General features: G+C 60.3%; 12 protein-coding genes. 5 read left to right on the plus strand and 7 right to left on the minus strand.

What is annotated here, in order from left to right; translation table 11 throughout:
• Window positions 1–42 precede the first annotated feature (42 nt).
• The 4 genes from AGR1_RS19415 to hutH all read left to right on the plus strand — a co-directional run bounded on the left by AGR1_RS19415 (window position 43) and on the right by hutH (window position 4393).
• Window positions 43–1080: an ABC transporter substrate-binding protein gene (locus AGR1_RS19415; RefSeq protein ID WP_149147897.1), complete on the plus strand. Its 1038-nt coding sequence runs from the start codon at window positions 43–45 to the stop codon at window positions 1078–1080.
• 95 nt (window positions 1081–1175) lie between these two features.
• Entirely contained in the window at window positions 1176–2033 is an 858-nt protein-coding gene (locus AGR1_RS19420) for a proline/glycine betaine ABC transporter permease (RefSeq protein ID WP_137411361.1), read from the plus strand.
• The gene (locus AGR1_RS19425; RefSeq protein ID WP_149147898.1) at window positions 2026–2856 is read left to right on the plus strand and encodes a glycine betaine/L-proline ABC transporter ATP-binding protein; all 831 of its coding nucleotides are present in this window, start codon (window positions 2026–2028) and stop codon (window positions 2854–2856) included. The genes AGR1_RS19420 and AGR1_RS19425 overlap by 8 nt, the downstream gene beginning before the upstream one ends.
• The gene (gene hutH, locus AGR1_RS19430; protein WP_149147899.1) at window positions 2849–4393 is read left to right on the plus strand and encodes a histidine ammonia-lyase; all 1545 of its coding nucleotides are present in this window, start codon (window positions 2849–2851) and stop codon (window positions 4391–4393) included. Before AGR1_RS19425 ends, hutH begins: the two co-directional genes overlap by 8 nt.
• Here hutH and purU read toward each other — a convergent pair.
• The 7 genes from purU to AGR1_RS19465 all read right to left on the minus strand — a co-directional run bounded on the left by purU (window position 4376) and on the right by AGR1_RS19465 (window position 11500).
• The gene (gene purU / locus AGR1_RS19435) at window positions 4376–5260 is read right to left on the minus strand and encodes a formyltetrahydrofolate deformylase (protein WP_080794850.1); all 885 of its coding nucleotides are present in this window, start codon (window positions 5258–5260) and stop codon (window positions 4376–4378) included. The two genes, hutH and purU, sit on opposite strands and share 18 nt — an antisense overlap.
• Window positions 5261–5348: 88 nt before the next feature.
• Window positions 5349–6656, minus strand: a complete 1308-nt coding sequence (gene glnT / locus AGR1_RS19440; RefSeq protein ID WP_149147900.1) for a type III glutamate--ammonia ligase — start codon at window positions 6654–6656, stop codon at window positions 5349–5351.
• An 83-nt stretch (window positions 6657–6739) separates the two neighbouring features.
• Entirely contained in the window at window positions 6740–8068 is a 1329-nt protein-coding gene (locus tag AGR1_RS19445) for an FMN-binding glutamate synthase family protein (RefSeq protein WP_149147901.1), read from the minus strand.
• A gap of 16 nt (window positions 8069–8084) precedes the next feature.
• Complete coding sequence (locus AGR1_RS19450) at window positions 8085–8771, minus strand: GXGXG domain-containing protein (RefSeq protein WP_080794845.1); 687 nt, start codon at window positions 8769–8771, stop codon at window positions 8085–8087.
• A gap of 37 nt (window positions 8772–8808) precedes the next feature.
• Window positions 8809–9714 (minus strand): glutamine amidotransferase family protein, encoded by a 906-nt coding sequence (locus tag AGR1_RS19455; protein WP_149147902.1) that lies wholly within the window; start codon window positions 9712–9714, stop codon window positions 8809–8811.
• Window positions 9715–9810: 96 nt separating this feature from the next.
• On the minus strand, window positions 9811–10491 hold the full coding sequence (locus AGR1_RS19460; RefSeq protein ID WP_187772233.1) for an XRE family transcriptional regulator: 681 nt from the start codon (window positions 10489–10491) through the stop codon (window positions 9811–9813).
• 34 nt (window positions 10492–10525) lie between these two features.
• Window positions 10526–11500, minus strand: coding sequence for a GlxA family transcriptional regulator (locus AGR1_RS19465; RefSeq protein WP_080794841.1), 975 nt, complete (start codon window positions 11498–11500; stop codon window positions 10526–10528).
• Window positions 11501–11589: 89 nt separating this feature from the next.
• Here AGR1_RS19465 and AGR1_RS19470 point away from each other — a divergent pair, with 89 nt between their 5' ends.
• Window positions 11590–12840 (plus strand): sarcosine oxidase subunit beta family protein, encoded by a 1251-nt coding sequence (locus AGR1_RS19470; protein ID WP_149147903.1) that lies wholly within the window; start codon window positions 11590–11592, stop codon window positions 12838–12840.
• Window positions 12841–12881: the final 41 nt, after the last annotated feature.

Genomic DNA, 12881 nt, shown 5'->3' on the forward strand with positions numbered 1-12881 from the left:
ATGCCAGCAACTTGCCAATCATCAAACCAAAAGGGGAATGCAATGCTGAATTCAAAGTTGAAAATCGCGCTGGCCACCACCGCGCTCATCATGGGCGCCTATGCCGGGTCAGCGAGAGCGCAAGGCTATTGCGCCGCCGGAAAGACCGTCACCTTCGCCGGCATCGACTGGGAAAGCGGCGCTTTCATCACCGAAGTCATGAAGGAAATCCTCTCCAAGGGCTATGATTGCAAGGTCGATTCCATTCCCGGTAACTCCGTGACGCTGGAACAGGCGACCGCCAATAACGATGTGCAGATCTTCGCTGAAGAATGGATCGGCCGCTCCGACGTCTGGAACAAGGCCGCGGAAGCCGGGCAGGTAACATCGGTCGGCAAGACCTTCGTCGGCGCCGCCGAAGGCTGGTTCGTACCGGAGTATCTGGTCAAGGGCGACCCGGCGAAAGGCATCGAAGCCAAGGCTCCGGACCTGAAGAACGTCGACCAGCTTTCCGACCCGAAGATCGTCGAACTGTTCAAGGATCCGGAAGAGCCCGCCAAGGGCCGCTTCCTCAATTGCCCCTCGGGCTGGACCTGCGAAGGCGTCAATACCGCAAAGCTGCAGGCCTACAAGCTGGAAGCAAACTATGTGAACTTCCGGCCCGGCACCGGCACCGCTCTCGATGCCGCAATTGCCGCCGCCTATCTCCAGGGCGAGCCGATGCTGTTCTATTACTGGAGCCCGACGGCAATCATGGGCAAATACAAGCTCATCCAGCTGCAGGAGCCGGCCTATAGCGACGCCTGCTGGAAGGAACTGACGAGCGCCGATGGAAAGCGCGACGCCGGTTGCGCCTTCCCCTCCGTCGAGGTGGCCTATGGCGTAAATAGCACCTTTGCCAAGGAAGCGCCGGAAATCATTGCGATCCTTGAAAAGGCGACATTCCCGCTGGCGGAGATCAACGCCAGCCTCGCCTACATGACCGACAAGCAGGTCGATGCGACAGCCGCCGCCAAAACCTTCCTTCAGACCAAGAGCGATGTCTGGGGCAGCTGGGTTTCTGCCGACGCCAAGGCGCGTATCGAAGCCGCCGTCAAGTAAACATCGCAGGCGCGCTGGGCTTCCGGCGCGCCTTTTCCCGTCAGGACAGGGGCCGGCTACCACACATGGGGTCGGCAGGCGCGAGGACGACACCAATGTTTCCTGAAGTTTTTCATATTTCGATCCGAGGCCCGATCAATGAGATCGTGCGCTCGCTGGTGGTGAATTACGGCTCCGTTTTCAAGGCGATCTCGCAGACGATCCTGCAGGCGATCCTCTTTGTGGAATGGGTGCTGCGCGGTCTGCCGTGGTGGGCCATTTTTCTGGTCTTCCTGGTGCTCGCATGGTTTGCCGCGAAAAAGATTTCGTTGGTCATCATGGTCGCCGTCATGCTGTTCATCGTCGGCGCGCTCGGTCTCTGGGACCTGACGATGCAGACGCTGGCGCTGATGCTGATTGCCAGCCTCATTTCCATCGTCATCGGCGTACCCATGGGTATCCTGCTTGCCAAAAGCGAATGGGCTCGGCGCATCACCCTGCCCATACTCGATGTCATGCAGACCATGCCGAGCTTCGTCTATCTCATTCCCGCCATCATGCTATTCGGCCTCGGCAAGGTCCCGGCCGTACTGGCCACCATCGTTTATGCCGTGCCGCCGCTGATCCGCCTGACCGATCTCGGCATCCGGCAGGTGGACCGGGAAGTGGTGGAGGCGGCGACCGCATTTGGCGGCAGCCCGAGACAAATCCTCTTCGGCGTCGAATTGCCGCTCGCCACGCCCACGATCATGGCCGGCCTCAACCAGACGATTATGATGGCGCTCTCCATGGTCGTCGTCGCCTCGATGATCGGCGCGCGCGGTCTTGGCGAGCAGGTTCTGAACGGCATCCAGACGCTCGATGTCGGCAAGGGCCTCGAAGCAGGTCTCGGCATCGTTATTCTCGCAATCGTGCTCGATCGCATCACCCAGGGTTTTGGTCGATCCAGCCGGAAGGAAATGGGCAATGACTGATATCCATATCCGCAACGTGTCCAAGATATTCGGCGGCAACTGGAAAGCTGCGCTGACCATGGCGCAGCAGGGCGCGGAAAAAAGCGACATCCTGGCAAAAACGGGATGCAGCGTCGGCCTCGACAATGTCAGCCTCGACATCGAAGCCGGCCGCATTTTCGTGATCATGGGCCTCTCCGGTTCCGGCAAGTCGACGCTGGTGCGCCACATCAACCGGCTGATCGAACCTACAAGCGGCGAGATTCTCGTCGGCGGCGACAATGTTCTTGCACTGAAGCCCAAAGACCTGCGCGACTTCCGCAACCGGCGCGTCAGCATGGTGTTCCAGAATTTCGGTCTGATGCCGCACCGCACCGTCTTGCAGAACGTCGTTTATGGCCAGCGCGTGCGCGGGCTGACCAAGGCCGACGCGCGGCCCATCGGCATGAAGTGGATCGAGACCGTTGGGCTTTCTGGCTATGAGGACAAGTTTCCGCACCAGCTTTCCGGCGGCATGAAGCAGCGCGTCGGTCTGGCCCGGGCACTCGCGGCCGATACCGACGTCATCCTGATGGACGAGGCCTTTTCGGCGCTCGACCCCTTGATCCGCGCCGACATGCAGGACCAGTTGCTGCAGCTCGAAAAGAACCTGCACAAGACCATCGTTTTCATCACACACGATCTCGACGAGGCGCTCCGCATCGGTGCGCAGATCGCGATCCTGAAGGACGGCAAACTGGTGCAGGTCGGAACGCCGGATCAGATCCTCAACAGCCCCGCAAATGATTATGTCGCCCGTTTCGTGGAACGCCGCGCGGGTGCGGGAGAAGGCCAGCATGGCTGACACGATCACCATCGATCGTCCCCTCACCTGGCAAGAGATCGCCGCTGTTGCAAAAGGCGCCACGCTTTCCCTGTCGGATAAAGCATGGCGGCGCATTGCCGAAGCCCGCGCCATCGTCGATGCGCTCGTCGAAAAACGGGTGCGCGGTTACGGCATCAACACAGGTGTCGGCGCGCTCTGCGATGTGATCGTCGATATCCCGCAGCAGCAGGCCCTCTCCCGCAACATCCTGCTCAGCCATACCTGCGGCGTCGGCGAACCGCTCGGACGCGAGGAAACACGGGCCATCATGGCCGCCCAGATCAACAACTTCGCGCATGGTTATTCCGGCGTGCAGGTCAAAACGGTCGAAGCGCTGCTCGCCCTGCTGAATGGCGATATTCTTCCCGTTATTCCGTCAAAGGGCTCGGTGGGTTACCTCACCCATGCCGCGGCCATAGGCCTGATGCTGATCGGCGAAGGCCGGGCCCGCCACGGGGGTGAGTTGATAGGCGGCCGACAGGGGCTCGAAAAGCTCGGCCTCGAACCCGTAGTTTTGCAGGCGAAGGAGGGGCTCAGCCTCGTCAACGGCACACCCTGCGCCACGGGGCTCGCCAGCCTCGCGCTCGCCCGCACGACGTCGCTCCTTGACTGGGCCGATGCGGCAGCGGCAATGAGCTATGAAAACCTTGGTGCGCAGGCCGATCCCTTCGCCGCAGGGCCGCTGGCACTGCGCAGATCGCCCGGCATCCAGACCGTCGGCGCAAACCTGCGCCAGCTTCTGGCGACAAGCCCGCTTCTTGCCCGGTCGGCCGGATCGCGCACGCAGGATCCGCTTAGCCTGCGCGCCGTGCCGCAGGTGCACGGCGCCGTTCGCGACAGCGTCGCGCAGATCGCCGACGTCGTAGACCGCGAACTCGCGAGTGTCACGGACAACCCGGTCGTCGGCGGCACGCCGCAGTCGCCCGAGGTCCATTCCCAGGCCCACGCTGTCGGTGCGGCGCTCGGGCTTGCCATGGATGGACTGGCGACGGCCGCAGCCGAACTCGCGGCGATTTCCGAGCGGCGCATCGACCGCCTCGTCAACCCGCTTGTCAGCGGGCTGCCCGCCTTTCTGGCGGAAAGCGATGGTGTCTGTTCCGGTTTTATGATCATCCAGTACACCGCCGCAGCGCTTGCCGCAGAAAACCGCCGCCTCGCCGCCCCCGCCAGCCTCGATGGCGGCATCACCTCCGCCTTGCAGGAGGATATATTGACTCACGCCACCGCCGCCGCCGACAAGACGCTTTCGATTATCGGCAACCTGGAAACCATTCTCGCAATCGAGATCATGAGCGCCGCGCAGGCTTACGACATGCAGCCAGACGAAGGCGGCCGTGCGCCCGGCACCGATAGGCTTTATCAGCGCGTCCGGACGGCGGCGCCATTTTACCGCGATGACCAGCCGCTCAACAATCTGGTAGCTGCCGTTCGGGAAATGTTGCAAACCACGCTTACGGGGATAGGTGTCGACAACATCAACCCGGCTCACGCAGAATGCTCATCCCATTCTTTCTGAAGCGTAAGAGCCGGGACCGGGGGGGAACACCACGGTTCGGCTACCGTTCAGGAATAAACGCCGATGAATATGGGCGTGTATGGCGCGCGCCAGCACCTGCGCCTCCACGTCGCGGCCGAGCGACACGTAATCCTCGGCCGACTGGGCATGGGTGATGCGAACGATGTCCTGTTCGATGATCGGTCCCTCATCCAGATCGGCGGTCACATAATGCGCCGTCGCGCCAATCAGTTTCACACCGCGCTGATAGGCCTGCTTGTAAGGGTTGGCGCCCTTGAAAGAGGGCAGGAAGGAGTGGTGAATATTGATGATCCTGCCCGACATCGCCTCGCACATCCTGTCGGAAAGCACCTGCATGTAACGCGCCAGCACGATGAGTTCCGTACCCGAGCTTTCCACGATCTCCATGATCCGGGCTTCGGCCTGCGGCTTGTTCTCTTTCGTCACCGGAATGTGGTGGAACGGAATGTCGTGATTGACAACGACCTTCTGATAATCGAAATGATTGGAGACCACGCCGACAATGTCGATCGGCAGCGCCCCGATGCGCCAGCGGTAGAGCAGGTCATTGAGGCAATGGCCGAAGCGCGACACCATCAAAAGAACCTTCATCCGCTCTGCCTGATCGTGCAGCGCCACCTCCATGCCGAATTTTTCCGAGATGGGCGCCAGCCCGTCCATCAACGCGTCGCGTGTCTCACCCTCCTCGGAAATGAAACCCACGCGTATGAAAAAACGGCCGGTGCCGAGATCGTCGAACTGCGAACTGTCGACGATGTTGCACCCCTTCTCAGCGAGAAAGCCTGAAAGGGCGGCGACGATGCCGCGGGTGGACTTGCACGTCACGGTCAGGACGAAGTTCGTCATCTGGCGATCTTTCTGTCATCAATATGGAAAACGCCCGCGCGGCTGGACGCGCGGGGAAAAGCCGCAAGCGCGGCGGGGAAAATCGGACTTAGACATCGAGGGTCGTCTGATGCTCCCATGCGGTGAATTGCGAGCAATAGCTGTTCCACTCACCCTGTTTGAGTTTCAGATAGGCGTTCGAAAATTCAGTACCTAGCGCCTGCTGCAATTCGGCGTCCTTCTCATATTCGCGCAGCGCATCGAGAAGGTTGAGCGGCAGCTTCGGCGCATCCTTCACCGTATGACCCTCCCGGTACATGTCGATATCGTAATGCGGACCGGGATCAGCCTTGGAACGGACACCGGAAAGGCCGGCGGCGATGATGATGGCCTGCAGCAGATAAGGGTTTACAGCGCCATCCGGCAGGCGCAGTTCGAACCGTCCCGGCCCCGGCACGCGCACCATATGGGTGCGGTTATTGCCGGTCCAGGTCACCGTATTCGGCGCCCAGGTCGCGCCGGAAACGGTACGCGGCGCGTTGATGCGCTTGTAGGAATTGACCGTCGGATTGGTGACGGCCGCAAGCGCCGACGCATGTTTCATGATGCCGCCGAGAAACGTCTTGCCCTTGGCCGACAGACCGAACGGCATTTCCCTGTCAGCAAAGGCGTTGACATTGCCGTCGAGGTCCCAGACCGAGATATGAGCGTGGCAGCCATTGCCGGTCAGGCCCTTGAAAGGCTTCGGCATGAAGGTGGCGCGCAGCCCGTGTTTTTCGGCGACGGATTTGACCATGAATTTGAAGAAGGAATGTTTGTCGGCGGTCTGCAGCGCGTCGTCATATTCCCAGTTCATCTCGAACTGACCATTCGCGTCCTCATGGTCGTTCTGGTAGGGCTTCCAGCCCAACTCCAGCATGTAGTCGCAAATCTCGGCGATCACATCGTAACGGCGCATCACCGCCTGCTGGTCGTAGCAGGGCTTTTCCGCTGTGTCGTATTCGTCGGAGATTTTCGCACCATCCGGCGAAATCAGGAAAAATTCCGGCTCCACGCCGGTCTTGACCCTGAGCCCTTCGCTTGCCGCCTCAAGGATGAGCTTTTTCAGCACCACGCGCGGCGCCTGCTCCACCGGCTGGTCTTCCATCACGCAATCGGCGGCGACCCAGGCGACATCCTTTTTCCATGGAAGCTGGATGACCGAAGAGGCGTCGGGCACGGCGAATAGATCGGGATGGGCGGGCGTCAGATCGAACCATGTGGCGAAGCCCGCAAAACCCGCGCCATCCTTCTGCATATCGGCGATCGCTTCTGCAGGAACCAGCTTGGCGCGCTGGCCGCCGAAGAGATCGGTATAACTGATCATGAAATATTTGATGCCCTTTTCGGCAGCAAATTTGGAGAGGTCCAGTGTCACGTCATTCCCCTTTTTTGAATATCAGACACTTCATCGGGAAAGACGGACGCATCCTCCCAAATGCGCCCGTCCGTCTTTATGGCTTAAAAGCTGCCTTTGCCCGGGAACCAGTTGGTTCCCGCCAACGGAACCTGCGCCATGGCGGCGGCCTCCATCGTCAGCGCCACCAGATCTTCCGGCTCCAGATTATGGAGATGGTTCTTGCCGCAGGCACGCGCGATGGTCTGCGCCTCGAGCGTCATGACCTTCAGATAATTGGCAAGACGGCGGCCGGCGGCGACGGGATCGAGGCGTGCGGCCAGTTCCGGGTCCTGCGTGGTGATGCCGGCGGGGTCTTTGCCCTCGTGCCAGTCATCATAAGCGCCGGCCGTTGTGCCGAGTTTCTGATATTCCTCTTCCCAATGCGGGTCATTGTCGCCCAACGCCACCAGCGCCGCCGTACCGATGGCGACAGCATCGGCACCGAGCGCCAGCGCCTTGGCGACATCAGCACCCGACCGAATGCCGCCGGAGACGATGAGCTGCACCTTGCGGTGCATGCCGAGATCCTGAAGCGCCTGAACGGCGGGGCGAATGCAGGCGAGCGTGGGCATGCCGACATTTTCGATGAAGACATCCTGCGTGGCGGCCGTGCCGCCCTGCATGCCGTCCAGCACCACCACATCGGCGCCGGCCTTCACCGCCAGCGCCGTGTCGTAATAGGGCCGCGCGCCGCCAACCTTGATATAGATCGGCTTTTCCCAATCGGTAATTTCGCGCAGTTCGAGGATCTTGATTTCCAGATCGTCCGGGCCGGTCCAATCAGGATGGCGGCAGGCGGAGCGCTGGTCGATGCCCTTTGGCAGGTTGCGCATATTGGCGACGCGATCGGAAATCTTCTGGCCGAGCAGCATGCCGCCGCCGCCCGGTTTCGCGCCCTGACCGACAACGATCTCGATGGCGTCCGCACGCCGCAAGTCTTTCGGGTTCATGCCGTAACGCGAGGGCAGGTACTGATAAACCAGCGTCTGGCTGTGGCCGCGCTCCTCATCCGTCATGCCGCCATCGCCCGTCGTGGTGGAGGTGCCGGCGATTGTCGCGCCACGGCCAAGCGCTTCTTTAGCATTGCCGGAAAGCGCGCCAAAACTCATGCCGGCAATGGTGATCGGCGTTTTCAACGTGATCGGCTTCTTGGCGAAGCGCGTGCCGATGGTCACGGTCGTATCGCATTTCTCGCGATAACCTTCGAGCGGATAACGCGAGATGGACGCACCGAGAAACAGGAGGTCGTCAAAATGCGGCACCTTGCGTTTGGTGCCTGCGCCGCGAATGTCGTAAATTCCGGTGGCCGCCGCGCGGCGGATTTCCGCCAGCGTATAGTCGTCAAAGGTCGCGGATTTGCGCGGCGGGGTGAAGGGGTTGTGATAGCTCATCGGAATATCCCTCGCCTCAATACGCGTCGGCGTTGTCGATGTTGAAATTGTAGAGTGTGCGGGCCGAGCCGTAACGCTTGAACTCGTCAGGGCTGACACCCGTGACGCCGGCTTTGTCGAGAAGCTCCGCAAGCTTTTCCAGATGTTCGGGCCGCATCTCCTTCTCGATGCAATCGGCACCGAGGCTTTTGACCGAACCACGCACGAAAAGCTTCGCCTCATAAAGGGAATCGCCAAGCGCATCGCCCGCATCGCCGCAGACGACGAGATGACCGGACTGGCCCATGAAGGCCGACATGTGGCCGATATTGCCCTTCACGACGATATCGATGCCCTTCATGGAAATGCCGCAACGCGAGGCGGCATTGCCCTTGATGACCAGAAGCCCGCCGCGGCCTGTGGCGCCCGCATATTGCGAGGCGTCGCCCTCGATGACGACCGTGCCGGACATCATGTTCTCAGCGACACCTGGCCCGGCCGAGCCGTGCACTGTGACGTTGCCGCCATCATTCATGCCGGCGCAATAATAACCGACCGAACCATGCACATCGACGGTGACGGGGCTGTCGATGCCGACCGCCACGGCATGGTGGCCGCGCGGATTGACGACTTCGAATTCGGTGTCGTTCGCGCCCGAGGAAAGACCGTGGAGCGCCTTGTTGAGTTCACGCAATGGCGTGTGGGAGAGATCGAAAACTGGCATGGATTATGACTTTCAAAACAGGTGCCGATCACGGGTCTCAGGCGGCCTTTTCATGGTCCCAGAAATAGACGGTCGCCGGCTCCGGCTCCCAGACGCGGGCATTTTCAATGCCAGGCAGATTGACCAGAGCGCGATACTCAGAGCCGAAAGCGACATATTGGTCAGTCTCGGCCATGACAGCAGGCTTGCAGGCGATGGGATCACGCACCACGCCGAAACCGGATCTGGTGCCGACGACAAAAGTGAAGAAACCATCGAGATCATCGAGCGCACCGGTCAGCGCCTCGCCCAGATCCTTGCCCTTGGCCATTTCCGCCGTGAGATAGGCGGCGGCGACTTCCGAGTCATTCTGGGTCTCGAAGACCATGCCCTCGCGCACCAGTTCTCGGCGCAGATTATTGTGGTTGGAAAGCGAGCCATTATGCACCAGGCACTGGTCGGCACCGGTGGAGAAGGGATGCGCGCCAAGCGTCGTCACCGCCGATTCCGTCGCCATGCGGGTGTGGCCGATGCCATGGGTGCCGGCCATAGAGCGCACGTCAAAACGGGTGACGACATCCTTCGGAAGACCGGTTTCCTTGTAGATTTCGACGCTATCGCCGGACCCCATCACGCGCACATTCGGGCGGATTGCGGAAAGAACCGCGCGGATACCATCCAGTTTTTCGGCGGGAATATCGAGAACAGCATGAGTGCTTTTCACCGTGACCACGGCATCAACGCCGCTTTCCTTCAGCGCTGCGGCGAGGCCGGAAAAATCAGCGACCGGATCGGCCGACTGGATTGTCACTTTCGCCAGGCCATCGGCAGCGCTTCCATAGATCGCGATGCCGGCGGAATCCGGTCCACGATCCGTCATGGTCACGAGCATGTCCGAAAGCAGCGTACCCAGCTGCGGTTCAAGGCTTTTGTCTTTCAGGAATAGTCCAACAATGCCGCACATCGACAGGCGCCTCCATTCGTTTCTGAATGAAGGGCTAACATATGGAATTCCATTCCGTCAACTATCAGGAATATTTTTTTCTTCTAAGGCAAATTATCAATCGTTGCCCAGCCGCCTTTGCGGATAGGAAATGATCGACAGATAACGGGCGGGAAGCTTCACCAATTCCTCCGGCCCGTGCGGCGCATCAGCGTCGAAAAAAAGGCTATCGCCGGCCTGCATGGTGAAAAGCTGCTCGCCGTGGCGGTAAACCACCTCGCCTTCCAGCATGTAGAGAAACTCCATTCCCTCATGCTGGAAGGTCGGGAACACATCCGAGTCCTTGGTCAGCGTGATGAGATAGGGCTCGACGGTGACACCGCTGGTATTGTTGTCGATATGACCAAGCAGGCTGTATTGATGACCGGCGCGCGTACCCCTGCGCTCGATATTCACGCCCTGCCCCGCCTTGACGAAGGTGGCGCTGCGCGGTTCCTCGAAACCGCGAAAGAAGGCCGTGATCGGCACGCCGAGCGCCTTTGAAAGCGTCTGCAGCGTGGTGAGCGACGGCGAGATATTGCCGTTTTCGATCTTGGAAAGCATGCCCACGGAAACGCCGGTGGCCGATGCAAGATCGGTGACCGTGATGCCGAGTTTCTTGCGATAGGCGCGCACCTCATGGCCAATCGCCATTTCCAGATTGTTGACCCTCGGCTCGCGAACGGCATGCGGGTCTTGCGACAGGGCCTGCGCAGCTTCGTTCTGGGTGGCATCCTTCGCCATGGTATCCTCCGGCATTATCGTGTTTTCGCTTCCTTACAGGAAAACTCTGTTAATTCAGAGGAAATCTTTGCCGTATGGCATTCGGCGTCTGGCCGAAGCGGGCCTTGAATCTCCCTGAAAAATGACCAGCACTGGAAAAACCGGTGGCGAAGGCCACTTCCGCGATGGAGAGCGGGCTTTGCTCCAGCAATCGCCGGGCGTGATCAAGGCGGATTGCGCGGTATGTCTCCAAGAAACTCGACTTCAGATGGGTAGCGAAAAGCCGGTCGAGGTGGCGCGCGCTTGTTCCCGCCAGCTTTGCCATGGTCTGCCGGTCGAGCGGGCTTTCAATGGTCGTTTCCATTTTTTCCAGCACGGTCAGCAAGGCCGGATGGTTGGTGCCATGGCGCTCGGCAGCGGCCCCCCTTTGCGGCGCGCCGGGTTCGGCCACGGCCGTGTGCAGATACCAGTCGCTGACACGCCGTGCGAAGTGAGCGCCCATTCTCTGCGAAATCATCGCATGCATCATGTCGAGAGGCGCGACGCCGCCGGCGCAGGTGATGCGGTCCCCATCGAAAACGAACCGCGCCTGCCGGGGCATGAGATGGCCGAAGGCCTCTTTCAGTACCGGCGCATGCTCCCAGTGAATGGTGAAATCGCGGTTTTCCAGCAACCCCGCCGCCGCCAGCACATAAGCGCCGCTGGAAATGCCCCCGATCCGTACACCCTGCCGCGCCAGCCGCCTTAAAGTCCCGTAGGAATTTTCCGCAACGGTCCAGTCCTGCGGCCCGCCCCCCGCGCAGACGAAGATCGTATGGCATCTCTCGCCTGCGGTAGCGAGCGCCTCGCAGCCGACAATGATGCCGGAAGAACTTCTGACGGACTCGCCATCGAAAGAAAGCGGAACCACATCGTAAAGATCGGTTCCGGCGATCAGATTGGCGGCCCGCAATGGCTCCGCCGCCGAGGCGTAGGACATCAGCGCAAAATTCGGAACTAGGATGAAACCAATGCGCTGGACATTCTTCTGCTCAACAATCGTCATGTCTCTTTTTTAAATCATTATGTCCTTTATTTGCAATTCCCTTTCGAATGACCTCAGTAAGCTTGTGCGATATCGTTTGAGGTACGCAGATGCGCTATTCCGCCTTTTCCATTTTCAAGAATGGTCTTTTCGGCAACAAATCCTGGAAACCCGCATGGCGGGATGTGTCACCGAAACCGCATTATGACGTCATCATCGTTGGCGGCGGCGGGCATGGGCTGGCAACCGCCTATTATCTCGCCAGGGAATTCGGCATCACCAATGTCGCGGTGCTGGAAAAGAATTATATCGGCTCGGGCAATGTCGGCCGTAACACCACGATCATTCGCTCCAATTATCTGCTGCCGGGTAACAATCCCTTCTACGAGCTTTCGATGAAGCTATGGGAAGGACTGGAGCAGGATCTCAATTTCAACGCCATGGTTTCCCAGCGCGGGGTGCTGAACCTCTATCATTCGGATGCGCAGCGCGACGCCTATATAAGGCGCGGCAACGCCATGCGGCTGCACGGCGTCGACGCCGAATTGCTGGACCGCGCCGCAGTCAAGGCGATGCTGCCATTTCTCGATTTCGACAACGCCCGCTTTCCGGTGCAGGGCGGCCTGCTGCAAAGACGCGGCGGCACCGTGCGTCACGATGCCGTGGCCTGGGGTTATGCGCGCGACGCAGACAGCCGAGGCGTCGATATCATCCAGGGCTGCGAGGTGACGGGCATTCGCCGGGAAAGCGGCGCGGTCGTGGGCGTCGAAACAAGCCGCGGCTTCATAGGTTGCGGCAAGCTGGCTTTGGCGGCGGCGGGCAATTCCTCTCAGGTCGCCGCCATGGCCGGGCTGAAGTTGCCAATCGAAAGCCATGTCCTTCAGGCTTTCGTGTCGGAAGGGCTGAAGCCCTTTATCGATGGCGTCGTCACCTTCGGTGCGGGCCATTTCTACGTCTCGCAATCGGACAAGGGCGGCCTCGTCTTCGGCGGCGATATAGACGGCTATAATTCCTATGCCCAGCGCGGCAATCTGGCGACGGTCGAGCATGTGGCGGAAGCCGGCAAGGCGATAGTACCGGCGCTCTCCCGCGTCCGGGTGCTGCGCTCCTGGGGCGGCATCATGGATATGTCGATGGATGGTTCACCGATCATCGACCAGACCCCGATCGACAATCTCTATCTCAATGCCGGCTGGTGTTATGGCGGCTTCAAGGCAACACCCGCCTCCGGTTTCTGCTTCGCCCACCTTCTGGCGCGCGGCGCACCGCAGGAAACGGCAACTGCTTTCCGGCTGGACCGCTTCCGGCGCGGTTATCTCATCGATGAAAAGGGCCAGGGCGCCCAGCCCAACCTCCACTAAATCTGTAGCGGGATTTCAGGCGAAAACCGCTCACAGTTTTC

This window comes from Agrobacterium sp. B1(2019) (genome assembly GCF_008274755.1).
GTDB classification, from domain to species: Bacteria; Pseudomonadota; Alphaproteobacteria; order Rhizobiales; family Rhizobiaceae; genus Agrobacterium; species Agrobacterium salinitolerans.